Origin of the sequence: Trinickia mobilis (assembly GCF_017315705.1) — a bacterium.
GTDB lineage: Bacteria > Pseudomonadota > Gammaproteobacteria > Burkholderiales > Burkholderiaceae > Trinickia_A > Trinickia_A mobilis.
Map to the genome: position 1 here is coordinate 77609 of NZ_JAFLRF010000013.1, position 26061 is coordinate 103669.

General features: G+C 58.0%; 28 protein-coding genes. 21 read left to right on the forward strand and 7 right to left on the reverse strand.

The features are described 5' to 3' along the window. Position 1 precedes the first annotated feature (1 nt). The 8 genes from J3489_RS19560 (at position 2) to J3489_RS19595 (ending at position 4280) form a co-directional block, all read left to right on the forward strand. On the forward strand, positions 2-952 hold the full coding sequence (locus tag J3489_RS19560) for a hypothetical protein (RefSeq protein ID WP_207000755.1): 951 nt from the start codon (positions 2-4) through the stop codon (positions 950-952). Between the two features lie 9 nt (positions 953-961). Further along, positions 962-1456 (forward strand): hypothetical protein, encoded by a 495-nt coding sequence (locus J3489_RS19565; RefSeq protein WP_207000756.1) that lies wholly within the window; start codon positions 962-964, stop codon positions 1454-1456. Positions 1457-1521: 65 nt separating this feature from the next. Continuing rightward, complete coding sequence (locus J3489_RS19570; RefSeq protein ID WP_207000757.1) at positions 1522-1818, forward strand: hypothetical protein; 297 nt, start codon at positions 1522-1524, stop codon at positions 1816-1818. Between the two features lie 61 nt (positions 1819-1879). Further along, the gene (locus J3489_RS19575) at positions 1880-2176 is read left to right on the forward strand and encodes a hypothetical protein (RefSeq protein WP_207000758.1); all 297 of its coding nucleotides are present in this window, start codon (positions 1880-1882) and stop codon (positions 2174-2176) included. After that, complete coding sequence (locus tag J3489_RS19580) at positions 2173-2733, forward strand: lysozyme (protein WP_207000759.1); 561 nt, start codon at positions 2173-2175, stop codon at positions 2731-2733. The genes J3489_RS19575 and J3489_RS19580 overlap by 4 nt, the downstream gene beginning before the upstream one ends. Positions 2734-2786: 53 nt before the next feature. Then, the gene (locus J3489_RS19585) at positions 2787-3377 is read left to right on the forward strand and encodes a hypothetical protein (RefSeq protein ID WP_242540135.1); all 591 of its coding nucleotides are present in this window, start codon (positions 2787-2789) and stop codon (positions 3375-3377) included. Positions 3378-3379: 2 nt separating this feature from the next. Further along, positions 3380-3640, forward strand: coding sequence for a hypothetical protein (locus J3489_RS19590; protein ID WP_207000760.1), 261 nt, complete (start codon positions 3380-3382; stop codon positions 3638-3640). A 46-nt stretch (positions 3641-3686) separates the two neighbouring features. Beyond that, positions 3687-4280, forward strand: a complete 594-nt coding sequence (locus tag J3489_RS19595) for a hypothetical protein (RefSeq protein WP_207000763.1) — start codon at positions 3687-3689, stop codon at positions 4278-4280. Here J3489_RS19595 and J3489_RS19600 read toward each other — a convergent pair. Both J3489_RS19600 and J3489_RS19605 read right to left on the reverse strand, forming a co-directional pair. Further along, a complete protein-coding gene (locus J3489_RS19600; protein WP_207000765.1) occupies positions 4261-5931 on the reverse strand; it encodes a beta-propeller fold lactonase family protein in 1671 nt (556 codons plus the stop codon). The genes J3489_RS19595 and J3489_RS19600 overlap by 20 nt on opposite strands. Before the next feature lie 131 nt (positions 5932-6062). Continuing rightward, complete coding sequence (locus J3489_RS19605) at positions 6063-6533, reverse strand: hypothetical protein (RefSeq protein ID WP_207000766.1); 471 nt, start codon at positions 6531-6533, stop codon at positions 6063-6065. 337 nt (positions 6534-6870) lie between these two features. Here J3489_RS19605 and J3489_RS19610 point away from each other — a divergent pair, with 337 nt between their 5' ends. Further along, positions 6871-8778: a hypothetical protein gene (locus J3489_RS19610; protein WP_207000768.1), complete on the forward strand. Its 1908-nt coding sequence runs from the start codon at positions 6871-6873 to the stop codon at positions 8776-8778. A gap of 167 nt (positions 8779-8945) precedes the next feature. Here J3489_RS19610 and J3489_RS19615 read toward each other — a convergent pair whose 3' ends face one another. After that, a complete protein-coding gene (locus J3489_RS19615) occupies positions 8946-9569 on the reverse strand; it encodes a hypothetical protein (protein WP_207000770.1) in 624 nt (207 codons plus the stop codon). Between the two features lie 364 nt (positions 9570-9933). Here J3489_RS19615 and J3489_RS19620 point away from each other — a divergent pair, with 364 nt between their 5' ends. Further along, a complete protein-coding gene (locus tag J3489_RS19620; protein ID WP_207000772.1) occupies positions 9934-10083 on the forward strand; it encodes a hypothetical protein in 150 nt (49 codons plus the stop codon). A gap of 170 nt (positions 10084-10253) precedes the next feature. Here J3489_RS19620 and J3489_RS19625 read toward each other — a convergent pair whose 3' ends face one another. Then, positions 10254-12230: a hypothetical protein gene (locus J3489_RS19625; protein WP_207000774.1), complete on the reverse strand. Its 1977-nt coding sequence runs from the start codon at positions 12228-12230 to the stop codon at positions 10254-10256. Between the two features lie 785 nt (positions 12231-13015). Further along, positions 13016-13318, reverse strand: coding sequence for a helix-turn-helix domain-containing protein (locus J3489_RS19630; RefSeq protein ID WP_207000776.1), 303 nt, complete (start codon positions 13316-13318; stop codon positions 13016-13018). Positions 13319-14013: 695 nt separating this feature from the next. On the opposite strand from J3489_RS19630, the gene J3489_RS19635 reads away from it, so the two are divergent. The 10 genes from J3489_RS19635 to J3489_RS19675 all read left to right on the forward strand — a co-directional run bounded on the left by J3489_RS19635 (position 14014) and on the right by J3489_RS19675 (position 22876). Beyond that, positions 14014-14508: an HAD domain-containing protein gene (locus J3489_RS19635; protein WP_207000778.1), complete on the forward strand. Its 495-nt coding sequence runs from the start codon at positions 14014-14016 to the stop codon at positions 14506-14508. Positions 14509-15076: 568 nt separating this feature from the next. Then, positions 15077-15247 carry a hypothetical protein gene (locus tag J3489_RS19640; protein WP_207000780.1) on the forward strand — a complete coding sequence of 57 codons (171 nt, stop codon included), beginning with the start codon at positions 15077-15079 and terminating at the stop codon, positions 15245-15247. Further along, a complete protein-coding gene (locus J3489_RS38490) occupies positions 15231-15485 on the forward strand; it encodes a BPSL0761 family protein (protein WP_289623113.1) in 255 nt (84 codons plus the stop codon). Before J3489_RS19640 ends, J3489_RS38490 begins: the two co-directional genes overlap by 17 nt. Positions 15486-15982: 497 nt before the next feature. Next, entirely contained in the window at positions 15983-16237 is a 255-nt protein-coding gene (locus tag J3489_RS19645; protein ID WP_207000781.1) for an excisionase family DNA-binding protein, read from the forward strand. 223 nt (positions 16238-16460) lie between these two features. Further along, positions 16461-17687 carry a type II toxin-antitoxin system HipA family toxin gene (locus J3489_RS19650; protein ID WP_242540136.1) on the forward strand — a complete coding sequence of 409 codons (1227 nt, stop codon included), beginning with the start codon at positions 16461-16463 and terminating at the stop codon, positions 17685-17687. A 125-nt stretch (positions 17688-17812) separates the two neighbouring features. Then, positions 17813-18055: a DUF2442 domain-containing protein gene (locus tag J3489_RS19655; protein ID WP_207000785.1), complete on the forward strand. Its 243-nt coding sequence runs from the start codon at positions 17813-17815 to the stop codon at positions 18053-18055. Positions 18056-18127: 72 nt separating this feature from the next. After that, positions 18128-20638 (forward strand): DNA ligase D, encoded by a 2511-nt coding sequence (gene ligD / locus J3489_RS19660; protein ID WP_207000787.1) that lies wholly within the window; start codon positions 18128-18130, stop codon positions 20636-20638. Between the two features lie 120 nt (positions 20639-20758). Then, positions 20759-21685 carry a non-homologous end joining protein Ku gene (gene ku, locus J3489_RS19665; RefSeq protein WP_207000790.1) on the forward strand — a complete coding sequence of 309 codons (927 nt, stop codon included), beginning with the start codon at positions 20759-20761 and terminating at the stop codon, positions 21683-21685. Positions 21686-21714: 29 nt separating this feature from the next. After that, on the forward strand, positions 21715-22521 hold the full coding sequence (locus J3489_RS19670; protein ID WP_207000792.1) for a tetratricopeptide repeat protein: 807 nt from the start codon (positions 21715-21717) through the stop codon (positions 22519-22521). Between the two features lie 49 nt (positions 22522-22570). After that, entirely contained in the window at positions 22571-22876 is a 306-nt protein-coding gene (locus J3489_RS19675; protein ID WP_207000794.1) for an acylphosphatase, read from the forward strand. Between the two features lie 453 nt (positions 22877-23329). On the opposite strand, the gene J3489_RS19680 is transcribed toward J3489_RS19675, so the two are convergent. After that, entirely contained in the window at positions 23330-23650 is a 321-nt protein-coding gene (locus J3489_RS19680; RefSeq protein WP_242540137.1) for a hypothetical protein, read from the reverse strand. Positions 23651-24181: 531 nt separating this feature from the next. Between J3489_RS19680 and J3489_RS19685 the strand changes: the two genes are divergently transcribed. Then, positions 24182-25366, forward strand: a complete 1185-nt coding sequence (locus J3489_RS19685) for a porin (protein ID WP_207000796.1) — start codon at positions 24182-24184, stop codon at positions 25364-25366. A 99-nt stretch (positions 25367-25465) separates the two neighbouring features. Here J3489_RS19685 and J3489_RS37710 read toward each other — a convergent pair. Beyond that, the coding region (locus J3489_RS37710) for a substrate-binding domain-containing protein (protein WP_242540138.1) at positions 25466-26061 on the reverse strand (596 nt) is incomplete at its 5' end.

Sequence of the window (26061 nt, forward strand, 5' to 3'; positions counted from 1 at the left end):
CATGTCGCAGAACACTCTTACGATTCCGAACACCGGGACGCTCACTGGCCTGGCGCTGGTGAATGACATCAACAACGCGCTGGATTCGCTGAACACGATGAACAGCGGTGGCAGCGCGCCGGCGAGCGCGGAAGCCTATTCTTTCTGGGCTGACTCGACCACCGGCATCCTGAAGCAACGGAATGCCGCCAATAGCGGATGGGATTTGCGTCTACCCATGGGTGACGCGACAGTCATCACCAAATCAGCCAGCTACACCGGGGTGGTGGGCGATTTTGAGAAACTGATCGCCTTCACGAATACAGGGGATTACACGCTGCCTTCTGCGGCGACGGCCGGCAGCTTGTGGTCGGCGATGATCTCGAATCAGTCGACCATCGCAGCACCAAAGCAGGTGCGGATCCTGCGCTCGGGTTCCGACACGATCGACGCCGACAGCGCGACGACCGTATATGTTTTGCCAGGTCAGACGGTGACCATCTACTGTGACGGGACCTCAAAGTTCTACACAGACGGCCGCGTGATAAAGGGGAGCATCGTCAACGTTGCCAGCTTTAGTGATGCCGGCTCGTCGACCGCCAGTACGAGCCCCTTGAATTTGAATTCGGCGGCCTTCAGCTACCAACCTGTCTCGCCAAATTCAGTCCTGAATCTAAAGTTCTGGTTTGAAGGCCAGATCGCCAATCTGAGCGCGGCCAATACACAGGGTAACTTCGCCGCTTACGAGGTGACCTCCGGCAACGTTGCGCTGAGCTCCGTGTATAACGTGGCTGCGCCTACCACAAACGGCGGTACCGGCGCGCAAAGCCCGGCTTCTATCTTTGTACCTGCCTTGTCGAATACCGTGCTTACTGCGCGTCAATTCGAACTCTTCGGGTACACGAATAACTTGAACGCCAGTGTTTCCGCGCTTTTTATCAGGCTCGAAATCATTGAAGTACAGAACGCCTAAGAGTCGAACATGACCGTCATCGATCCGATGTTCCTGCTTCAGTCGTACCCTGGGCGAATTTGGAAACTTCCGGCGGGTGGTGGTTCGGCCGATATCACATGGCTCGACGGTAATCCTGCACCCACAGACATCGACACGAAACTGCCTGCGTGGACATTGGCGCAGCAGGCGCGCACCACGTACCTGCAGGCGATCGACGGCGCCCTGACGGTCACTTCGACAAGCACTCCATCGATCAACGGGACCTACGGGGTTCAGCCGTCCGATGAGTTCAACGTCGTCGCACTGGAGACCTCTCTGGCAGCGAATCAGGGCTTCCCGGGTGGTGCTGCGACATACGGATACCCAGACGTCACCGGCATCAGGCATGCACTCACGCCGACGCAGTTCACGGCTCTGGCGTCGGCGATACGCGACTACGTGTCCGCCTGTGACATAGCGATGCAGAACGCGGCTTCTGGCCAGACGCCGACGTGGCCGAGCTCGAGTGTCACGATAGCCTGAACTGCCTATACGCGTGGTAACGCGACCACCAGCCCTCTCCGGAGGGCTTTTTCATTGGAGCTCCCATGTCCCGCCTAAAGCTGCTCTTCATCTGGCTCCTCTGCGTGGTGTTCGCGCCGATCCTTCTTGTCGCGATGCTCGGGCAGGCATTGTTTGGTTCGACCTCGCGCGCGCTCAGCATGGCGATCGCGCAGGACGAGTGCGGCAATGCCCTGTTCGGCGGTGCACGCAACGAAACCATCTCGACGCGGACCGGCAACGCGCTGATCCGTGGGCAGCGCTGGGCGAGGATCGTCGCGCCGGTCATCGACCTGTTCTTCGGTAAGGGGCATTGCCTCTCGAGCGCGACGATCAAGAAATAAGCACAACAACAATTCGACGATCAGGCCGCCGCAGGGCGGCTTTTTATTTCTGGGGTGGCGCATGGATTGGACCGCTGTCGCATCGATCGGTAGTTTGGCCGCAACCGGTGCAGGCACCGTTGCGTGGTGGATGTTCAGAGGCGTAGTTGCTCGGGCTGACGCGAACGAGAAAGACCTCGCGAACTACAAGCTCTACGTCGCCGAGCACTACGCGACGCAGAACGACCTGACGAAGGCCGTCGCCAGTCTTGAACGCACGATTGAGCGCTTGATCGAGGCGGTCAACCAGAACTCGAAAGAGACGCGCGATGGGTTCACGGAACTCCATCGGCGCATTGACGGGAAGGCCGACAAATGAATGAAGACCTTGTACTGACGGTCGATGACCTGGCCATCACAAAGGACGCAGAAAATTGCGTCCTTTTTTCTTATCCGGACCCGGCATCGCCGCTCGCGCGTGAGCTGCAAGCGCGCGGCATCTGGCAGGCGGTGATGAAGGGCGCGGAGATCCCCGCCGAACTGCTCAACTCGCTGAGCGGATCGCCATGGACAGGCGGCTGGGGGCACACGGGCCCGGACGTCGTGCCCGGCATGACGATCCCCCAAGAGCAGGCCGACGTATGGCTGCTCGCCGACATGGCGAAGTCCGAGGCCAACGTGCGCGCACACGTCCAGATCCCGCTGACGCGCGATGAGTTCATCGCGCTCTGCGACTTCGATTTCAACGTCGGCAACGGCAACTTCGACACGTCGACGCTGCTTAAGAAGCTCAACGCCGGCGACATCGACGGCGCGGTCGCCGAGTTCGCGCGCTGGAATGAAGCCGGCGGAAAGGTGCTCGCCGGCCTCGTGAAACGCCGTGACGCCGAGAAAGCGCTGTTCCTGTTAGGCGCGAATTACACCACCACTGCCTGACGCGCACTCCCTTTTCCTCAAGCCGCCTCCGGGCGGTTTTTTCGTTTACGGCCATGACCAAAGAAAAGCAAACCCCGATTCCGCTTAGGCACGAGCATGAGCGAGACGTGACGCTCGTCGTGCGCGAGTACTACGAGAACCATGAACCGCGCACCGAGTCGCCGACGTTTGCGGCAACGAAGCGCGCCGGTCACAAGGCGGGTTTGCGCTGTGCCTTCACCGGCCAGAAAACCGGCGTCGAGTATCACCATTTCTACTGCGAATGGGCTCAGGCCTTCGGCGTCGACTGGGCGGCCGTGAAAGCGATCGCGCTCGGCCAGGTCACTGAATTGCCGGTGCTGGACCCAAAGACGATGCGGCCGGATGGCTCGGGCGAGACGTTCCCTGCAGAGGGTTCGTACATCAAGCGCCTGTGCGAGCAGATCGCCGCGGCGGGCTTCGATTGGGAATCGTTCGATCCAGCAGTCCCCGAAACGCTGATCGACGGCATGCCAAACATGCTGGTCATCCATGAGCAGGTGCACCGCGCGGCGAATCACGGAGTGCACATGGTGCCGCTCCCTGAGTGGCAGTTCCAGTGCTTTCCGAAGAAGGCCGGGTTCATTGAATCGCCGGATGAAGTTCCGACTCAGAAGAAGGGCTGACCATGCTCGCCATCATCAGCAAGATCCTGAAAGACTGCACCACCGACGAATTCGGCAAGGATTTCGACCTGACGAACGTTGCCGGGACGATCGGCTTCACCGTCGGCATGGTGATGTATCTCATCAGCCAGTTCACGTCACTGTTGCCGCGATTCGACCTCAGTCAGTTCGCGCTCGGCTTCAGCGGTTTGCTGATCGCGACTGGCGTGTCGCAGCGCGTGAAGCCTGCGGCTGTCGTGCCAGATGTTTCGAAAGGGACCTAGCACGCACGGCCGTTTCGGCAGCGCGATTTTCACCACAGGAGTTCAGATGAACCCGATTCCTCTTCCTTACCGCATTCTGGCCGCCGTCGGCGTCGCGCTTGCGCTGCTGATTGGCGGCTATGCCGCCGGCCATCACGTCGAGTCGTTGACCTTCACCGCGTACAAGGCCGAAGTCGACGCCGCGAGCGCGAAGGCGGTCGCTGGCGCCGAGCAGCACGCCGCGAAGGTGCAGGACGTCGCCGCGCAACAGCAGGCCACAACGGTGGCCACCTACCAGGAGAAGATCGATGCACTCAACAGCTCTCACGAGGCCGCTCGCAGCGCTAATGCTGGTGATGCTCAGCGCGTGCGCGTCGCAGTCACCGATTGCCGTCCCAACGCCGTGCGCCAAGCTGCGGCCGGCACCGGCGGTACTGATGCAGCCGGAGGTTACACCGCCCAGCTTCAGCCTGAAGTTGCGTTCAGCCTTCTTACCGTCGGCTCCGACGCCGACGACACCGTCGGCCGGCTCGTCGCCAAAGTGACGGCGCTTCAGGCGCGGGTGAAGCAGGACCTGATCGAGATCAATGGCGCATATTCGGAAGAGGGCACGCTGCCGTCGACAGGCGGCGATGACGCGGTCATTCCGGACGGGAAATAGCACCCCATATGACCGGGCCGCACTGCGCGTTCGTCAGCATGCACGGAACGATGACTCGGTCGAGTTGGACGTAGCTTGCGCGCATTTGCTCGGCGGCAAACGCCAGGGCATCCTTGCGCAGGACGTCGCCGTCGCAACTGTCACCCGTACAGCGCAGGTAGTCGGCGAGAAACTTCTCACCTGCAGCAGACTTTGAAGCATCAATAGCCGTCTTCATGCCGCTGCCAAACTCGTCCGTATTCTCTTTGGGCGCGAGTATTGGTGCTGCGTCCGCCAGCGGTACGACGCCAGCTTTGTTGCGCCTCGACACCAGATCCGCATATGCGCGGTCGAAGTCGTTTCGCATTCGGTCCTTCTGGATGGTGCGCGTCGGGGCTACAAGTTCCTCTCCGCTTGATTGCAGGCCATTCACATAGCGCCGGGAAAAGATAAACGGCACGCCATCCACGAGGCGGAGATTTAAGATATTCGGTGTTGAAACCGAAAAGAAGTATGTGTCGTGTGCGGAGCGCCCGGGGAACGATTGGACGAAATAGAAAAGGCGCGCCGACGGAAGAATCGCGCTCATACCTGGGAAACGAAGGAATTTCGATTGGGTATCGTTCACGAGCGCGTCATATCCGCAAGTGAATCCGGGCAGCCACGTTGGCATGACGCAGACCGACGAATAGGGATTGTCCTGCGCGGCGACCGTCCGGATCTCGCCCCCCGTCTGATCCTCGACAAAATCCCGGTTCAATTTATGACCGCCAGTCCAGTACCAGTCGCGAACGATCTTCATCGTCCTGCGCGAGAAGTTCACATCCGCTTCGGCGACGCGGCTTGAAAACGTCGACATCACGAGCAGATTCTTTCCGCGCTGCACGACCCCATACGGCATGATGAATTTGGTCGGGCCGAGACCATTGCCGCCGAAGCACGTCTCGGATTGCAGCGTCTGCCGATTGATCGAGCACACGTAGCCTGTCTGCGCATCCGTCAATACGAGCGTGCCGTCGAAATTCGCGAGCCCGGTAGGCCACATGTGCTGCGCCTTGAGCGGGTCCACCCCCATGCTGCCGACCTGCGCGAGCAGCTTGCCGGTGCACGCTTCGTACCTGTAGATCGCCTTCGTATCGAGACTCGTCGCGTAGACACTGGTCCCGATGATCGCGACCGCATGCGCAAATGACACCTTGTTCGCCCAAATCTGCCGCCAGCCGTCCGCGCGACGCTCGAATGCCGTAACCGTGCCGCCATCGAAATTCGCCGAAGCGAGGATCTTGCCATCCGCGGAGAGTGCGACGTTCTCAGGGCTGATCGACTCAGGCGAGGAAATCACCGACGTCACCGAGAATTCGCCCTTCGCGCAATCCAGCGAGCCTTCGAGGATGTTGTTGCCGGTGTAGTTAGCGACGTACAGCCGGCGCGTCTTCTGGTCGAACGTGACACCTGTCGGCACCCATTGGCCGGTCAACCCATGCGGGCGCGACACAAGCCGGATCGACGCGGTTTCCGTGTCGAGGCAGTACAGGTTCGCGTAGTCGACGAGCGCCAGGTACCGCCGGTCGACCGCAGCACCCGATGCGAGCATGACGCCTGACTTGGCCTTCTGACTGGCCGGCAGGACCATCGTGCGAGCTGCCGAGCCGCTTGCATCGACCGTAGCCATCTGCCCAGCATGAACTGCGACCGCTGAAAACAACAAAACGGCGCTTGCAAGAAGTTTCTTACATCTTGTTGGCATTATGGCGACGTTGTTTTGAGGACGGCGCAGTATAGCAGCGCCGTCCTGAGTCGCGCCTAGCTGCTCGACGCGTGCGTCACGGCGCACCGCAAATAGCCGTAACCCTGCTCGACCGCGATATTCGCGCCGTTGCTGGCGGATGTTGAGGCCGCTGCGAGATCGAGGCTGTACGTGACGGCGCCGCTGTTCCCGGTATCGATCCACGTCCAATTGATCGCCATGTGATGCATGTCCGGCGAGACGTTTTCGGTCGTGACCGGCTGCCCCGTCGACGGGTAAGCGTCATTCACCGTGCCGTAGGCGATGACGCGATCGACCTGAACGTCGTAGCCCAAATTGTTCGTGACCTCGGCCTGCGCGTTGCATGTAACGGCATCGGTCGGTTGCACATTCGGGATGGTCACCGAATAGACCGTCTGAAAGTTGTATGGCGAACCGCTCGTAAGGCCGAGGCTCGTCACCCAAGCGTCGGTAGACGTGTAGACATTCCCGCTGACGACCTGCGCTGCCTGGGCGGGTGTACTCACAGCGCCTGCGACAGCACCCAACACACCGCCGCTTGAACTCTGCGACGAGCTGGAGCCGCCACCGCCTCCGCAGGCGGAAAGCAGGCACGAAATGGTAAGGGCGGCGACAGCCGCGCGAGTGGTATGCTTGTGGACAGCCATGGCCTGATCTCCTAGATAGATCGGGTTGTGGTCAGGGTCGATTCCGTGCGCCAACACGGTTTCGGCCCGCTACCCAGTAATTTGTGGGTAGGATTGTGGGTAGCGACTAACTCCCTGAGTGGAATCCATATCTGGAGCGCCTTCCCGCTGATGAATATAGTGCCCCTCTCTCCGCCAATTCTGGGATAATCCCCTGATGGACCGGATTACCCTACCAATCAAGGAGTTGCAGCAGGCTGGTGTGCCAGAATGGTGTGCCAAAATGACTGCCAACTCGATACTCTCCCTCTACAAGCGCAAGGACGGAAAGTCACCATACTGGTGGCTCAAGTTCGAGGTGCCAGAACCCTTGCAGGCGCAACTGGGCACGCGTAAACGTGGCTCCACCAAGCAGACCGACAAGCGCCTCGCCCGGAAGGAGGCGTCGCGCCTGATAGCGGAGTGGTGCGCGCCGCTGCTGCCGCCGGACGGTGTATCGGCGGCGCCTGCGGACGAACCGCCAAACCCCAACGACTTGCCGCCGGAGCTTCCTCTGCGGCCGGTCACGTTGACGCACGAGCTGATTGAAGAGCTTTGTCGAGCGCGACGCGATGCCACGATGTGGAGTGCCGAAGATGACATGAATGGCGTGTCGTCCGAAGGGCTCAAGGATGAGGGTGAGCCGACGGGTGAGGTGAGCGGCGTCTCGTCCGACGACGAACGCACGATGGACGGCGACTTGCCGGCGGGCGTATTCACGCTTTCTGAGCACTTCAGCGAGTGGGAGCCGCGTTTTCGCAGTGTCATCGAGCGGGGGCGAAGCAGCGCGGACTTTCGTGCTGTCGCCGACGAAGCTGTCGATTTCGCGGCCGTGCTCGGCTATCGAGTGAGTACGAACGACCCCTCATTCGTCGCTTTCGTCCGTAATTTTGCTATCTCTGAGATGCGGTCGCATAAAGCCATTCAGGGAGCGCGCGAAGGAGACGTAACGGAGGCGGTAGGCTTTGCAGGAGTACCGCCTGCGGCCGGCTCGCACAAACTGGGCTACCTCCTAGAGCAGTGGCAAGCCAATCGTACTCGGCATCTCAAACCGGGCACGGCCAAACTCTATGCAACCCGATTTCGAAACTTCATTGAACACGTCCACGACATTCCATGTCGCGTTGTGACGAGCTTTCACGTTACGCGATTCCTTGAGGATGTGGTGTATGGCGGTCATCTCACCGAGAAGACCGCCAATGCGGGATATCTGCCGGCGCTGCGGGCGGTGTTCAAGTATGGCGTATCGCTGCAGCTCATCGACCAGGACCCGATGCCGGATATCAGCAAACCCAGGCTGTCGAGGGCTGAGCGCGAGGCGCAGACAAACAAGCGTGCGCCTTTTTCGACGGATGAATTGAATGTCCTGTTTGCGTCCCGTTGGTATGCGGATGAGTCGCGGAACCTTGGTCGCAGTGCCGCAGTCGTGGGTCATGCCCGCTACTGGGTTCCGCTGATTGAGCTCTGTCAGAACCTTCGTCCAGAAGAGGCCTGTCAGCTCGGAGTTACCGATGTCGCCGTCATCGACGGGACGCATGCGCTCCGGGTTGAGGAGGTCATCGCGCTGAAATCCGACGATGACGGACGGCGGCCGCTTGAGAGAGTAAAGAGCGTCAAGTCGGAGGCATCCGAGCGATGGATTCCCGTCCATCAGAAGCTTCTCGACCTCGGATGGGCGGACTTCGTTGCGAGTCGCAAGAATGCCACGGCGGAGGGCTGGCTGTTTCCCGAGTTGCGGCGGGGCAAGAACAACAGTGATGCGTTCAACAAGCGATTCAATGATTTTTTGCACGAGCGCCTGAACCTCAAACTCGTGCAGTACGGGCTGCGGCATACGTGGGAGGACGAGCGTAGACGTGCGCAGGCGCGCGCCTCGAGCACTCAAGGCGCGTGGCCACCAGGGATGTTTTTTGCCATCGCTGGCCGTGCGTCGACTGAGGAGGAAGAGGGGTCGGCGGCGAACTACGGTGAGGGCTACGACATCGATGACGTGAAGTACTTTCTCGACCAATTGCTCTTCGAGGGCGTCAAATGGCCGATTGCGTGGCCCGACTGGGCGAACCTGTACGGACCGTCGAATGACTAGGGGCGTTCATAGGTTGATAACGCGATAGCTTGGTCAGGTCGGGGCCGCCCGAGGTGACAAGCGGACGCGCGGCATGTATGTCGTCGGACTTGGTTCGGCGCCGTCAACGAGATGTGTCCGGCGTCCGCAGCGGTGCTTGCGTGAAGGCGGAAGGCCAAACGCCTGTCCTACACAAAAGAATCTGCGATTACCTCAAATTGGTCGCGTTCATACACCATTGCGACGTACACCGCCTTCACACTCACGCCATCTATTAAGGATGGGATGAATTCTTTGGCTGTAAGCGAATCTAGTGCCGTCGCCAATGTTTTTGCCTCGAGACCCGCGCTGTTGGTCAGCTCCCGTTGACATATTTCCACGAGAGCCAAAAGGCTTTCCGACGGCAACTGATGTTTCGTCTTTTGTGTGCTGCCACCACGGACAGCATGCCACGTAATCGTGATGGCTTTTGTCTGTACCAAGGTGCTCACCAACTCTTGGCCCGCCGAATCGCACAAGGGGAGTGCGAACCGATACTGATGGTGGCCGACCTGATGCACCATAACGCCAAAATTATTCGTTACCCCGCGAAGTGGCATCAGTTGCATCTCCGCTTGGGTCTGCGTAGCTGCGATGGCGTCAAGCATCTCTTGGGAGGTGATGCTATGTAAGGTCCAGTCCTCCTGCGCGAAACGCCGAGCGTCCGCGCCTCCCATTCCGTGTGCTTCCGCGAAGTCTTTCAATTGACGAGGAGATACCAGTTCGGCAAGCGAGACTGTAGTGCCGTTGTGTTCAAACGTTTTGGCGCTCATGTATGACATGTCCATTGCGAATAGTGGTCCTCCTGTCACTTACGGCAACTTCAAATGATTCTTTAGTGCCGGCGGAGCCACCATGTGGGGCGAGGGTCAGATTTGCGGTGGAGTTCGGTCAATAGAGCGGGTCTCATTGGCTGCTCCCGAGAGTTTCCGCGCTGAAACTTTGCGGTGCTCCCCAGTGCCTGTTGCTTCAACTAAGCGTCGAACATCCGCGCCGGTGTGTGCATGAGATGTCAGTGAGGCGAACCCTTCCTCCCGATGCTGCCGGGGCAGGCTCACGGGCATGTTTCACTTTTCGCCTTCTGGCAACTCGTCGGCACTAGTACCGTTTGGATTTGTGACGAGGTCTCCAGAGCTAGTGAAGGAAGCGCAGGTTTTGCTCCTCGAATTGGCCGGTAGCGCCAATGCATACCTCGGGAAAGCAAAGCTCCACCCCAAAGATGATACGGTGCTGTCGCCGTCGACGTTTGATGAGCATTTTGGTTTTTCGAACTACTGCAGCGCGTGAGCTCGTCCTTTGAAGACTCGAACGAGCGAAATGCGGATGTTCGGCGAGCGCGCCTCACCGGTGTTGAGGGCTGTTGGAAATGGGAGAGATGATTGTCATCCTTTACGTTAGGCGGAAGGAAGCGTGCCCGTAGTGGGCACGCATCAACTATCCTCAGGCAGCTATGGCCTTTATCTATGCGGTATGGCTCGGAGATGTTCTTGCCACCGTCCGAATGAATCGTCCTGTCTGAGGTGAGCGTAAACTTTCATTACGGTCTCAAGGCGGTCGTGTAGGAGCTGTGCGACTGTCGGAAAATCATTTGGATGCTCCCGAAGATACACTGTGGGGACCAAGTGCCTCAATGCGTGCGGACCGAAGCCCGGTGTCTCCGGAATGAGCCGTTTCGTTATCTTTTCCAACTGCTTGCTGAGATTCCTCCACACCAATCCTTGGCGACTTGGCAAAACCCAAATCGCATCTGGGTTTGACTTGAGCAGGCGGGGTCTGTATTCCTCAAGGTATTCTTCGATGCGGTCGGAAAGTTCGGACGGCAGCGGCGCGTCGTAGTCAGAATTCGCGGCACCTCCCTCATTCTTGAAGTCATTTGCCTCAAATCGGAGACGCCAACCATCGTGTCGGCGATACAAGTTTCCGGAGCCGTCTTCTTCGTAAGTCATCAAAACAAAATTGCGCCGCCGGAGGGGATTTGCAACTAGCATCGACATTAAGAGTGCATCTCTCTTTCGCACGGCTTCATCAATGCTTCCAGGGGCAGCAGATGCCGCTTCATCATCCAGTGCCTTGATAGCTCTGAAAACTGGCGCCAACGGGTCCGGAAGTATCAGTAGCCCACGGATAGGCTCATCCGGCTTTCGCGATTGCCCGTTCGCCTTGTCTTTCCAGGCACGGGCAAGAAGGTGTGTTTGTGCGCACAGAGCCTCGAAAGAGTCGGTCGTGAATTCGGCGGGAAGGCGCTTTGCAAAGCTGGGTTGCTGGGTCAGGTATCCGTTATCCTTTGACGTAAGGCTCGCGATAAAGCTGGCGAAGTTTTTTTGGCCACGGTGAACAATACCTGCCGACCGCCGCGTTATAAACTCCAGATAGGAGTTGACAGCCTCGGGTACCGCAAGCCACGCGAGCGTCATCACATCTGTCTTCCGAAGGCCCATCCCACCCTTTGCCTCTGGCAGGCAGAGAAATCCAAGGAACTGACGGACCAGTTGGAACGTGAGGTCTGCCGTTACGCAGCCCATACCGTGGTGTTGCGCGGCCTCGCTGAGTTTGGAGGCGATTTTTGATTGTGGCAGCATGCGCCAGATGCTGTGCCGTTCTCGCCGCAGCACTGTGTAAGTCTCGGTCTTGTACTTGAAGAACTCGCGCCACTCACGCAACATCGCAGCTGTCAGCTCTGCCTTCTTAAGCGCGTAAGATTGTTTGGTTCGAGATTTGTGACGAGCTCGGTAGGAAATATCTTTCGAGTTTTTCACTTCCGTCTCGTCTTGGGTTCGAGATTCCAGAAGCAGGCCGCGCAAGGCATCTCTCTGGAGGCCAAGTGCGCGTTCAATGCGGGTCACCGAAGGAAGGTTGCTCTGCTGTGGCATAGCACCTTTTAGCCACCGGGCGATGGCGGACGGCGAGACGCCAGCTCTCTTTGCAATAGATTTCGGGGTTTCCTCCTGCGCGGCAAATGCGTTGCGCAACCCTTTGAGAAAAGCGCTGACATTATCATTCTTAGGGTTGTTCGGTTTCGCCGGGTTTTCTGCGGCCTGCTTGATATCGTTCACCGCTACTTGCCACGCGCGGAGATGGCTGCGCCTGTCGAGCATCGTTCGATGTGCGACTTGCAATTGTTCAAGGTAGGCACGCGAGCGCTCCTCGAACTTCGTAAGCATCTCGACGCCGACCTGGGAGTCCGACGTCTTCCCGTTGTAAGCCAGGTATGAGACCAGGGTGCTTAGGTGATTTTTGAAAATCTGGTCGTGAGACTTGCTGTCCGCCTGATTAGCGAGAAGGAATTGTTTCTGTTGAGCAATTAAATCGTTATAAGAAAGTAGCATGGGAGCATCGGTTGAGCCCCGCAATGTCTGCCATATGTTTACGTTATCCGCACACGTCACGGTATAACGAACATTTTGCAAGTCGTTGAAATAAATAGAAGTTTTCATCGACGCTGCACCATACGGTTATGAGTCGTATGGCGGAGGATTCGTTACACCGCCAGGATGGCAATCACGGGGTGTTTGCGGTCCGATGTATAGCAAACGACCTGGCGATTTTTTAGCCTGCGAATCAGCGATGAGAAGAATGAGGGGAGCTATCGATGGGTGGCGTGGACTTCGGAGCAGCAAATCCGGCGAGGAGATTCCTCAGGATTAAGCGTGCCACGTTGGGGGCGTGGGCAAATGCCAGACCCACCCGAAGGCTGGGATAAAGTCGGTCGCTATCTTTGAGAAAGGACTTTTTCGATGTCGAGAAGTCTCTAACTGACAGACTCTAACTTCTCAGGTTTGACGTTTTAGCGCAGAAACTGTTTCTGTCATATCGGCGCCGTCGGCGCCGGGGTGCGCCACTCACAGCGCGAGCGCAAAATTGAAACACCATGATTGCCAGAAGGAAGACATAGGAGTCTCTGCTGGCGTCGAACAGTGCGTGAAAGTCCGTCCAGAGTTGGGATTCTCGTGAAGCGGAGCTTTGCTTTTGTGTGGGAAGGGGCGCACTCCACTCGGAATCTGGAAGAACGTGCACCGACCATGAAAACTTTCTTCGCAGCTACTGCGACGCCTTCAGGCGAGTAACGATTCTGGGCACAGTGCTTCGCTGAGTCACCAACCGAGCGTGCTGCCACTCATCTCTGCTGCTGCAGCGTGCTGAGCTTCCAAGCTACGATTTCTGGGGAGCGGACGTTGCTCCCGTTGGGTCCGAAGTTAGTTCGTGTCGCCTCGGCTAAATTTTAGGCAGTCGGACGTCGGACTTTCTGCCTGCCACTTAGGTGGTCTGCCGACATCCCTTTGTCTTCGTCAACTGGGGCAAGCAACTCTGCGGGGTCCACGCTGAGGGCCTCTGAAAGTAAGTAAATATTGTCGAGCGAGATGTTCGTCACCATGCGTTCAACTTGGCTTATGTATGTGCGATGCAGCCCGGCACGGTCGCCGAGCTCTTCCTGAGAAATGTTTTGCGCCGCGCGGATTTTTTTTAGATTTTTGGATAGCCGGCTTCGAAGTGCGGCTTGCCCAGGTTTGAGCTTTTCGTTCATGGAGCCAGAGCATGGCCGAACGACGTGTTTGTATCTACAGCCTAAACATCGACAGAGTTTACATCTACATAGTTTGCATCTACAATTCTTCTACCGAACGACGTTTTTCGACTGTTGATTTGGGTACCGTGTTGCGGTCGCGCCATGACGAGGACGCATTTCGCGCAAGGCGCAGGAGGGGCAGGCTTTGAAAATTGACGCAATTGATAACGTGGTCGCGCCGTTGCCCGGAATTTATGAACTGCCAGCCAAGAGCTGCTTTCTCGTGCACGTTGGCAACGGAGTAAACGAGCGGAGAGTCGTGACATCTTGCGGAAGTGCCATCCCAGCCTTGCTCGCGGCAGGTAGCGCGCTATCGGCCGAAATATATTTGCTAAGGCCAATCGTCGACCGCAATGACGGTCCTCCTCTCCGACTGGTTACCGAGGTGCACTTGTCCGAAAGCGGGGCATGCCTTTTTCGGCTCGAAACTGGAGAACTATTTCTCAGCGTGAAGGACCAGGACCTGGTCCCGATGGTGTGCTTTTGCAGCAACGCGGAGACCACACCGACGAACGATGAGGCATAGCCAATTCCAGGGCTACTGCAAGGGGACATGCGGCGTGCCGCAATGTGGCGGCGTCGATGAGGGTTCGCACGAACGCGATATCGAGCATGTCGATTAAAGCACCAGGACGAATAGGGTCTTCGGAATCATGGAGCGGCGCCGGGTCCTCTTTCTCGATATTGACGGTGTTTTGCACCGAGGCAATGCGTATGTCACAGGTGACCGCATCGTCAGCAGTGCGCCGGGCAGCATTGAATTGTTCGAATATGTGCCTGTGCTTGAGGACCTGCTGCGTCCGTATCCGGACACAGGGATAGTGTTCTCTACTGATTGGGCGTACCGATTTGGCGTGGACTACACCCGTGAAATGTTGCCATCCCAGTTCTTGCGCGAAAGAGTCACAGGTGCCACGTATCAGGGGTGCCTGTTCGACGAACGGTTTTGGCCAATGCTGTCGCGCGGCGAGCAGGTACTCGACTACGTTCGACGTCACTCCCTACGACAGTGGCTAGCTATCGATGACAGGCGGGACGGATTTGAGGGCCACTGGCAACGACTGGTTCACTGCCAATCTGAATCCGGACTAGGAGATATAGCTGTTATTGAGCTATTGCGCCGCAGGCTGCGGCAAGAGTTCTCGTAAGTGTAGGTGACGGGCGTCTGATACATCGTTTTTGAGCGACTGGAGAAAATCGGAGGTTTGGAGTGCAGAGCAAGTCTCGTCGGAAGGACACAAACCGCAAATTGCAAAAACGCGTACTGCGGCAATTCGCCGCCGCGATTGACCAGGGCTTGCGATGGCATTGGGACGCGATAACTCCGCGCGCATACGTCGATATGAGGACAATGGGCCCATTCGAGCTAGGGATGCGGTTCAAGCAGGCGCTGCGAGATGAACTGTACGAGCGACGCCGCGAAAAGGGACGACGGGTAACATGAATGAATCCTTCAAGCCTGATGCACGTCAGCAAAAACTGACTGATGACGCGCTCCGTGCGCACAGGCGCGCGCAGTCGAGCAAACGGTGCGCGCCGGAGCGTCTCGTCGAAGAGTGGAGCAGCGAGGTCGGTATTCAACGACCAAATGGCGGACTGCAGCGAAGGAAGTGTTCTAAGCGATAGGCAGTCGGCAGCTCCACTTCCTGTGACGCCTGCGAGAAGGCGCGTGCAGTGTGTAGGTGTCGAAAGCGATGAAATCACGGGTGGCACTCCATGTCGACCTCCACTGAACGTGAAATTTTCCTCCAGATTCTGATTTTTACACAGCTAGATATCGCTGCCGGCAGGTATCGGGACCTCGATGTTTTCCTGGCAGAGCTTGATTCGGAAGATGAGGCTAGCGAATCGTCAAATGACGGAATACCTGATGACAATTCCCTCTGAAAGAAGCGATGCGGTTCTGCGTACCCGTAATCTGCTGATAGAGCTGGCCTACGGTACCGGCTGGCGCGACGAGGAGGCGCTACGGAGATGCGTTAGGTCATTGTTGAAGCATTATCCGGATGCACACCACATCGCCCTTTCTGCCCATTGTCTGCCGGATGTCTGGGGTGAACCCGGAGGTGGTGATTCCCGTCTTCGACTGTTCCCTACAATGTATCCCCTCCACCGCAGACGATGAGGTCGTCAGGATTGCGTGCGAGATGTTAGAGAGCATCGCCCGTGCTAAATGAATTGCCTCCATCGTCGACAGCACCGGTGCCGCGTCTGACCACAGTCTCGGTGCATGCAGGGGTGTTCCTCGCGCACGACCTAGCTTCGGCTATGCCTCTTGTCTGCACCGGGACGCGCTTTAGCATTCCGGGTGAACAACTATGGGGACGCACTGCCCTCGCACTGCAGCACGTGCAACCAGATGGGCCTTATCCCCGAAGTGAAGTGATAACAATATTTGCGCGCGACAACGGGAAATTGGTCATGCGATTCGACGTCGAGGTCGTGGAGGGCGTAGCGATGGCAACGTTTGTACGCAACGGCATTCCTCTCATACGTCATGCTCCAATCCCTGTGAACATGGGCGACGATGTACTCACAATCGCCCGCAAGCTTTTTGGAGCGGGACTACCACAAGGGTGACTTCATGCCACCGAACTGGGAAGACAAAGCCAAGGGGGCGAGATGATGACGAAAGAACATGTGCAGCGTTCAACCGACGAAATCATCTCGACCTCCGAAGCCGCGAAATTACTATTCGTTTCTCATCCGCATGTGTTGAAGCTTATTGAAGAGGGCAAGCTCCCCCTTCATCACGTAACCGGCCAGAACCGATTCTTACGAAGGGTCGACGTGCTCGACTACAAAGCGAAGAAGAAGGTGGAAGCAGGCGCGTTTTTTAGAACCCAAACCGAGGACTTGAATCCCCCCGACTTATGACAACAGTCGGTCAAACGGCTTCGAATTTCGTACAGGCCGCGCCTGGCAAAAGGGCATACGCACGGTAGGAGCGAGCGCATTTCCGCAGTGAACATCACTAACGTTTTTAGTGTTGCCAGAAATCCTTCAGACGGCGGTAGTGCCGCATGATATGACTGGAGCCGCAACGACTAAGTGCGTGCCAAATTCCGCTGCTACGCGGTTTGACGAGTTATTCCTCTGGATGCCAGAAGACCCGACCTCGCCGCGCCTGGTCGGAACACTCCGGCTCGTCGACAACGGGGTCTCCCTGCGTTACGCGCAGTCCTGGCTAGAGAACGGATTTCCGCTCAGCGAAGACCTGCCCCTTGTCGATACTGAGCATTTGCCGCGCGAAAAGGGTACGGCAGTCGGCGCAGTCGACGACGCACGTCCGGACCGGTGGGGTGAACGCGTCATCCAGTACGTCGACCGGCCTCGTCGCCTGTCGTTAATGGAGTACCTGTATTTTGCCGGCGATGAGCGCTTTGGTGCCGTGACCGTCTCCACGTCTGCAACAGAATATCTTCCCCGACGGGTCGGGCCACTTCCGAGTCTTCAATGCGTGCAGGTTCTGAGTGAAATTGTCGCGAAGATTAATGCGGGAGAACCCATCTCGGACATCGACCGCAAGATGGTCACAGCAGGAAGTAGCTTTGGTGGAGCGAAACCCAAGGCGCTGATTGAAATCGACGGGGAACAATGGGTCATCAAATTTTTCAGCAACGAGCCCATCGATGTGCCACTTATCGAACACGCCACCATGACGCTTTGCGCGAAGGCAGACATCACTGTTGCTGAAACCCAGGTTATTCCGCTGACGGGAGAGAATGCCATCGCTGTTCGACGGTTTGACCGCAAGGGGACTGCACGCCTCCACTGCATTTCCGCAGGAACTGCCTTGAGAGAGGCAACACCTTACGCGGAACCCGAGCTCAGCTACCCTGCACTGGCTCAACTCCTGCGCCGGATGGGTGATGTCACCGAAAACAGAAATCTGCACGAAGTGTCAGAGCTCTTCCGTCGGATGGTTTTCAACATCCTCGTTGACAATACCGACGACCATGAAAAGAACCATTCCCTGTTTGTCACAAAAAAATCAGGCGAGCCCCTTGGCGCAAAGCGCATTAACTGGCTTGGCCTGACGCCTGCCTACGACGTGGTGCCTACCAACTCAGGGCAAGGCAGACACGAATTCGGCATCGGCGACGATGGTCGCGAGGCGACGCTCGCCAACGCGATGTCTCAATGCAATCTGTTCGGACTCTCATCCACTGAGGCCGCTGCTGAAGTGATGAAGGTCATCGCAGTGGTCGACGTCTGGAAAGAGCATTTCATCGCCTGCGGCGTCACGCAGGGAGATATCCAGGAACTGGAGCAACGCATCGACGGCACGGACTTGCTCTCGCAGCGGCGTGGCTTCAAGGGTTGAAGAGTAGGCAGGCACAAGCCTATCTCGTACCGCGCGCTCCCCGGTAGCTTTCTCCGCCGGACTACCACGGGCTAGATAGAGCAATCTAGTGGCCTGCGAGCGACGTTTGGGTACGAGGTCAAACAATGGGGCGAGCAAGGGCTACAGCAGTTCGTCTTGACGAAGCGGAGTTTGTCGTCAGCTTGGCGGACGGGAGAGAGTTGCATGTCCCGTTAGCGTGGTTTCCTCGGCTGCTTTCGGCGACGCCAGCGCAGCGCGCTTCTGTGCGTATCTCGCTTTCGGGCAGTGGACTGCACTGGGACGAACTCGATGAAGACATAAACGTCGACGGACTGCTGAACGGCATTGGCAATTTGTCGCAGCGGTAGACCCTCACGGCTTCACACCTCGGTCGTTACGCGGGCGCCGCTGTTTCCGGCAAACGGTCTTAGACTCCTACTATGGCAGCCCCTTCTGACCGGACGCGGTCACCGTTGTCCACCTACCGCAAAAAGCGTGATTTTCATGTCACGCCTGAACCTTCTTCATTGTCCGGGGGAGCTTTGGCGGACGCCCGCCCGTGGATATTTGTCGTGCAAAAGCATTGGGCTGGCCGACTGCACTATGACTTCCGACTCGAACTGGATGGGGTCCTGCTGTCCTGGGCCGTTCCGAAAGGTCCCTGCTACGACCCGAAGGAAAAGAGGATGGCGATTCACGTTGAAGACCATCCGGTCGACTACGCGAGCTTCGAGGGCACGATTCCACCGAAGCAGTACGGTGCCGGAACCGTACTTGTATGGGACCACGGCACGTGGGAGCCGGTCGGCGACCCGCATGAGGGAATGAATGCCGGCAAACTCGTTTTTCGCCTCCACGGTGAAAAACTCGCCGGTTTGTGGGAGCTGGTGCGTATCGCGAAGCCAGAAGACAAGCAAGACCCGTGGATGCTCTTCAAGAAGCGCGACGAGTGGGCGCAACCGCTCTCGGAATACGATGTCATCAAGGCGCTCCCTGACAGCGTGGTCATGAAGCCGCTTGGGTTTGTGGAAGAGCGCGAACCCAAGTCGACTCGGCCCTCGCACGGAGCCGATTGGGAAATCGACCTCTCTGCTTCAGCGCCGGCGCCGCTTCCCGCGAAACTCGAGCCGCAGCTCGCGACCGCCGCAGCCTCTTTGCCAACAGGAGGTGACTGGATAACCGAAGCTAAGCTGGATGGATACCGCATGCTCGCACGTGTCGACAAGGGGCGCGTGCGACTCTTCACGAGCGGAGGACACGACTGGACAAAGAAGCTCGTAGGTCTTGCCGTAGAGGTGGAAAAGCTAGCAGTCTCCAGTGCGTGGCTCGACGGCGAAATTGTCGTGCTCAAAGACGGCATTCCGGATTTCGCCGAGTTGCAGGATGCGATGGACGCTGCTTCCAACAGGAACATCGTCTACTTCCTGTTTGACGTCGTGTACCTCGACGGTAAGGACCTGCGGAAAGTGCCGCTGTGGGCTAGGCGAACGCTCCTCGCGCGGCTTCTGGAAGATGCGGGCGAAAGCATTCGATTCAGCCAAGACTTCGAAGCGCCACCGGCGCAGGTATTCGAAGCCGCCTCCGGTTTGGGACTTGAAGGCCTGATGCTCAAACGCCGTGATGCGCCGTATGTCTCGGGGAGGTCGCAGACGTGGTTGAAGGCGAAATGCCGGCTCCGGCAGGAGCTCGTCATCTGCGGCTTTACCAATCGTGGCGGTACGGCTGGCGAAATTGGCAGCTTGCTATTGGGGTATTACGCGGATGGCAAGCTTCACGACGCCGGCAGCGTTGGTACCGGCTGGGACGCGCGGACTGCGCGGGACCTGTGGACCCGCCTTACCCCGCTCGAAGTGGATTCCGCGCCATTGGAGGTCGCTGCTGCCAAATCTCGACGGTGGTCAAGGCGTGCTGCTGGCAGTGAGCGCTGGGTTCAACCCGTGTTGGTTGCTGAAGTCGAATTTGCTGACTGGACCACGGATGGTCTCATTCGACAAGCCGCGTTCAAAGGACTACGCGCCGACAAGTCGGCATGCAGTGTCATTCGCGAAGCGGGGAAGACACTTTCGGCAAATCGTGTTGCTGAGGTTAAAGTCACCCACCCCGAAAGAATCATTGACCCGTCGACTGGCGTCACTAAGCTCGACTTGGCCCGCTACTACGCGAGCGTCGCGCAATGGATGCTGCCACACCTGAAGGACCGCCCATTGGCGATGCTTCGCGCGCCCACGGGCCTCACAGACGAGTTGTTCTTCCAGAAGCACGCGGAGAAGACGGGGATGCCCGGTCTGACGGCGCACGACCAGAATCTGTGGCCAGGACACCCGGCGTTGCTGACGGTCGACACGCTCGATGCGCTATTGTCGGCGGCGCAGATGAACGTCGTGGAATTTCACACCTGGAACTCGATGGTGCGGCGGCTCGACAAGCCCGACCGGGTCATCTTCGACCTTGACCCTGGGGAAGGAGTGAAATGGGGGCAGATTCAGGAGGCAGCGCTGCTGGTTCACACACTCCTGGTCGAATTGGGGCTCAAGGCATGGTTGAAGACGAGCGGCGGCAAGGGGCTCCATATCGTCGTGCCATTGACGCCCCGACTCGACTACGAGTCGGTCAAATCCTTCTCGCGGGCGTTCGTTCGACACTTGGCGAAGACGATTCCTGAACGTTTTTCCGCGACATCGGGCGCCGCCAACCGCGTCGGCAAGGTTTATGTCGATTTCCTGCGCAACGGGATGGGACAAACGACGGCGGCAGCCTTCTCAGCCCGCGCCCGGCTCGGCATGGGAGTTTCGATGCCAGTCTCTTGGGAGCAGTTGTCTGCCCTGAAGAGCGGGGCGCAATGGACGGTGCAGACGGCGCGCGAGTACCTCAGCTTCCAGTCTCAGGACCCGTGGACGGATTACTGGTCGACGAAGCAGACGTTGGCGTCAGCGTTAAAGCGCCTACAATAAATCGACTGGCGGCCAGCGCAGGAACCTGTGACGCTCGCAACCACGCAGCTTGGCGCCACCGGCGGCGGCATACCCCTTGCTCGGCGATTTGCTGAACCGCCAATCCGAGAGGAGAACTCCATGCCTGCTCGTTCCATAGCCTCCTTGTCCCTATCCTTCGGGCTAGTTTCCATACCGGTGAAGCTGTACACCGCGACGGAGAGTTCGTCTGACGTTAGGTTCCATATGCTCGCTCCAGACGGTTCTCGGGTAAAGCAGCAGTACGTTTCCGAGACGACAGGAGCGGTCGTCGAACGCTCGAGCATGAACAAGGGCTATGAATTCGAAAAGGACAAGTTTGTCGTGTTCACCGCCGACGAACTCAAAGCGCTGGAGGACGCTGCCAGTCACGTCGTCGAGATACTCGCCTTCATACCGGAGAAAGCGGTCAATCCGGTCTATTACGACAAGGCGTACTACATTGCACCTGACAAACGCGGTGGGAAGCCATACAGCCTGTTGCAGCAGGCGCTGGCCGAGAGTGGCCGATGCGCGCTTGCCAAATGGGCATTCAAGGGTAAGACCCGAATCGTACAGGTGCGGCCGGAAGCCGATGGACTCGTCTTTCAGCAATTGCTTTTCGCGGACGAGGTTCGGTCGCTCGAGGAGCTGCACATCGAACACATACAAGTGTCCGACGCCGAGTTGAAGCTCGCGCTGCAGATTATCGACCAGGGGGCCGAAGACAATTACGACCCGACTGCGTACGAGGATGACGAGAAGAAGCGCATTCTTGCCGCCATCGACGAAAAGATTGAAGGCAAGCAGGTCGTCATTCACGAGCCCGACGAAGCCACGGCGGGCGGTGCGCAGGTCATTGACCTCATGGAAGCTTTGCGCGCCAGTCTAAAGGGAGGGGCAAAAGCGAAGCCCGCTTCCACACCTAAGCGCAAGAGCGCGGAGGAGCCCGTCGCGGAAATTGCGGCGGTGCCGAAGACGCGCAAGCCTGCGGCGCGCGCTCCCAAAACGCCTGCAGAAGAGCCCGCAAAGGTCCGAGCACGCAAGTGACGTCAAGAGATTCCGCGCGCGAGATTTCGATGCGCGAGTTGCAATCGATGCTCGGCGTTTCCCGCGCGGTGGTTTCTGGTCTGGTCACAGCGGGTTTCGTCACGCCCAGTCGGGGGCCGCGAAACGGATATCGCTTCACCTTTCAGGATGTCGTTCTGCTGCGAACCGCGCTGCAGTTGCGCGCTGCCCAGATACCGCCTCGCAAGATAATTCAGGCGCTCTCGCGGCTCAGGGAGGCACTCCCAGATGAACTGCCACTAACCGGTATTCGCGTATCAGCGGTCGGCAACGATGTGGCGGTAAGGACAGGCCCCTCTCAATGGGATGCGGTGACGGGACAGCTTCTACTGGATTTTGAGGTCGCTGAAATCAAAGGCGACGTCGTGTTCCTTGACACCGCACCGGCACAGAAGGACCTCGCGCGTCAGGCTGAGGAATGGTACGACCTCGCTGAAAAGCTGAGAACGTCGGACATGATGGGCGCTGAACAGGCATACAGAAAGGCAATCGCGCTTTCCCCGCAACCGTACTACGCCGCTTACGTTGACCTGGGTGCGCTGCTGTGTGAACTCGATGCGCGCTGCGAAGACGCGCTCCATGTATTTGATGAAGCCTTGTCCCACTTCCCCGAAGACTCCGTCCTGCACTTCAATCGGGCCATCGCCTTTGAGGAACTGGGCCGGCTAGACGATGCTGAGCGCAGTTATCAACGATGTCTCGAGCTTGACCCGTCCTACGCGGACGCCCATCACAATCTCGCAATCCTGCTGGAGACGCGTGGTGACCAGCAGGGGCTGATACGCCATCTGAGTGCGTATCGTCGGCTGACCGAGTGACAGGAAAATTGCCCAAAACGCGCTTCTGCGCTTCTCAAGAAGGGATGCCATGACGTCTCCGTGCGTGAACGACCTGCAGACTCGACTAGTGCGAGTCTATGGTCGCGTGCAAGGCGTCGGCTATCGGCAAGCATGTGTCGAGCAGGCGACAACTCTGGGTGTCACTGGTTGGGTGCGTAATCGCATGGACGGTTCAGTCGAAGCGGTGGCGCAGGGTAATGCTGAACAACTCGGGCGACTCTGCGACTGGCTAGTCGACGGTGCGCATGCGGCACTGGTCGACCGGCTCGAAGTCAAAGAGCTGGCTCCGCCAGTCGCCAGGTTCGATGAATTCAAACTCGCCGCGACGGTATAGTTGATATCAGGCGCCGTCTATCATCGAAGGTAGGCAACCTCCAGCGAGACTATCGGACACGTGGGTGCACGAGTACGTCACGTGTCATGCGGCCTTCGTTCGGCTACGACGATAAATCGAGAAACTTGCAATATAGGGTGGTCCTTGCGACTTCGAGGACGTTGTGTCGTTAAGCTTAAGCACCTCGTGACGCTGCTAGGAGCGGTATTGGCGGGGTGGGTTCTATTTCCCCGGAAGGAGGCGCCGCCCACCTACCTTTGCTGTCATTTTCTTCGTTGCAGCCTTTCTCCAGGGAGTGGGTTTTTGCGCCGTCCGGCTCGACCGCTTCGCGCGGTTACTTCTGACCATGATTCAACGCTGCATGACATGAAGAGCACAACGCATTGCAAGTGATGTTGCTGCGCGGTCCGGTCTTTGCCCTGACCGCGCTAGCCATTCTTCACAATCGAAGCGTTACGGCGCACTCGCCGGTTTCTGACCGGTGGCCTTCTGCTGGGCCTTTTGTTGGGCATTCTGCAGATTCTGCGGATAGTCCGTTTGGTTCCCCGCTGGGTTATACCCGTTCTGTTCCAACGTTTTCAGCTCAGCGTTCTTCTTTGCGCGACGCGCCTTGCGCTCAGCCTTCTTTTGCGCTTTTAACTCCTGTTTTGACGTGGCTGCATTTGAAGCACCGGCGTCGCTTGCCGCTGCGTGAGCGGGCAATGCCGAGACCGAGAGGAGACTCGAAGCCATAATTGCCGAGACAGCAAAGATAGACAGTTGCTTGAACTTCATGCGTATCTCCGTATGGATGCGTTAGGCGACGTGAGCGTGCTCACAGACCGTTTGGACTGGTTCCTGGGAAGAACGTGTTTCTTCGAGTTGGAACGCCCGAACCGTAATCGATGGGACGTCGAAAGCGATACGGGGGTTAACCGCGAGGACGTGAGACAGCATAACGCCGAAAGGCTTTTGCACGCTTGCTTTAAGGTGCATTTTCCCTGATTCCGCGAAAGAGATTCCCCTTTCTGCTCTTCGCTGGAGCGAATGGGGAATATACACTCCGGCAAAAATACACAGGAGCAGTTCAGGAGGCGCGAATCACGGAAATTATCGCCTTCCGCATGAGCCTCCCTCTTGTGCTTGCTTGGGCTTCCCACTTTCTGCCGACCGGCATTTGTGCAACTAGACGTTGTCAGTCAAGTTGCTCAATGAGAAGTTGGGTGCTCGTCAAGGCGACTTCAAGCGTTTTCGATTGAGTAGAAACTTTGTGCGCATGCGAGAGCACGACAATTACGTAGTACAACTATATTAATGGAGACAACGATGAAGAAACTTCTGTTCGGCGTAGTCGCACTGTCGGCGACGGCTACCGCTATGGCTCAAAGCAGCGTCACGTTATACGGCATCGTGGACAACGGTATCGTGTACGAGACGGGTCTGCCAAAGGGGCACGTCTTTGGCGCGCAAAGTGGAGGCTGGGCGCAATCGAGATTCGGCCTCAAAGGTGCGGAGGACCTCGGCGGGGGCACTCATGCAATCTTCCAGCTCGAGTCCCGACTGAATACGATGAACGGAAGCTTTGCGAATGGAAGCTTCTTCGAGGGACAGGCGACTGTGGGTCTGCAGAACGACACATGGGGGCAAATTAAATTCGGGAACATGGGCTCGGCCGAAATCAGCCAGTATTCGGGCGACGTCGACCCACAGCAAACGAAGAAGTATGCGATTGGGACGCTGGTTCGAGGCCGCATCTTCTCGCAGGCAGCGAACGGAGTGGAGTACCTGTCTCCGACAATTGCCGGCTTCACCCTGCAAGGCCAGTACGATTTGACTAACTCCCCGACGTGGAACGCCGGCAATCCTGGTAGCGCGCCCGGTCAACTCGGCACGTCCACCGGACTCGGGAGCTCGCAGGGCCGCACAGACGGCATCAAGCTATCCTACGCGAACAAGGGTCTTTTCTGGCAAGCGACCTACGACGAGGTCCGTGACGGAAACGGCCAATTCAGCAACGTGTATCTCGCTTCCCGCTCGATTCTCACTGGCCTGACGTATGCGTTTGGCCCGGTGACCGCGTATGTCGGCTACCAGCATCTCAGCGCCCCGGACGCGTCGAACGCAGGTTATTTCGGCACGGCGACTCCCTCAGCGCTGCCGGCAGGTGCCAGTCTCCCGACGACTGTCAATCATGAATGGCTTGGCGCAATCTGGCAGACAACACCCGCGCTCGCTATCACCGGTGCTGTCTATCACGCAAACGCAAACAACGGTAACGGCAACGCAACCCTATACACACTCGGCGCGAACTATTCGCTGTCCAAGCGAACCCTGCTTTACACTGAATTGGCCTACATGCGGAACAGTTCGACGTCCAACCTCGGGCTCGACGGTGGCTTGTACGGCGCGAACATCAACAACGACCCCGTCAACGGCAGCGGCTCCAGCACCAACCCCAACTACGGCGCGAGCCAGTTCGGCGTCATTGCGGGGCTGGCGACGAGGTTCTGATGCTTTCCCGGGGCCGGGAATGGCTGCTCTCTCGTGCCCCTCAGGTGGCGCAACTGACCTCATCCGAACTCGAAAGGAAAGCACGTGTGAACAGTCGAATCAATCGCGGAAACGACTGGCAATGTAGTCCGGAATATTTTCGGGCGTCACGACCATGACCGAAGAAGATGGCGCGACTGACGATGCTGGCAAGAGCTTGTGATAGTGCATGACGTGATGGCACGCTGAGCGCATGTCTTGCCGGAGGTCATGATGCAAGATTGCCTGTATCCGGCCTTCTCGTAGAAGCTGCACGTTATCCCGGTCCAGGTCGTGTCCGATAAAGAGGAGAGGCGTTTTCTGGTGGGTCTCAAGTGCGCGAAGAATCGCGACGTTGCCACCGCCCATGGAGTACACCGCAGCGATGCCCGTGGCGTCGTTGAGAACGCTGCGGACCCGTTCTTCTGTTGGCAAATCGAGACCCTGTCCACCGCTCGCATCAATCAATTTGAGTTGAGGGTGGTGTTTGCGCAATGCCCGACGAAAGCTTATCTCGCGCTCTTCCTCGCCCCGAAAGTGCTCGTCGCTCATAGTTATCAACACATTCGCCGGCTTGGGTCCCAACCACAGGCCTAGAAGATAAGCGGCCGTGGCGCCAGCGACACGATTGTCGAGCCCTGCGTAGGCGATGCGGCCGGACAGCGGTATGTCGGTGA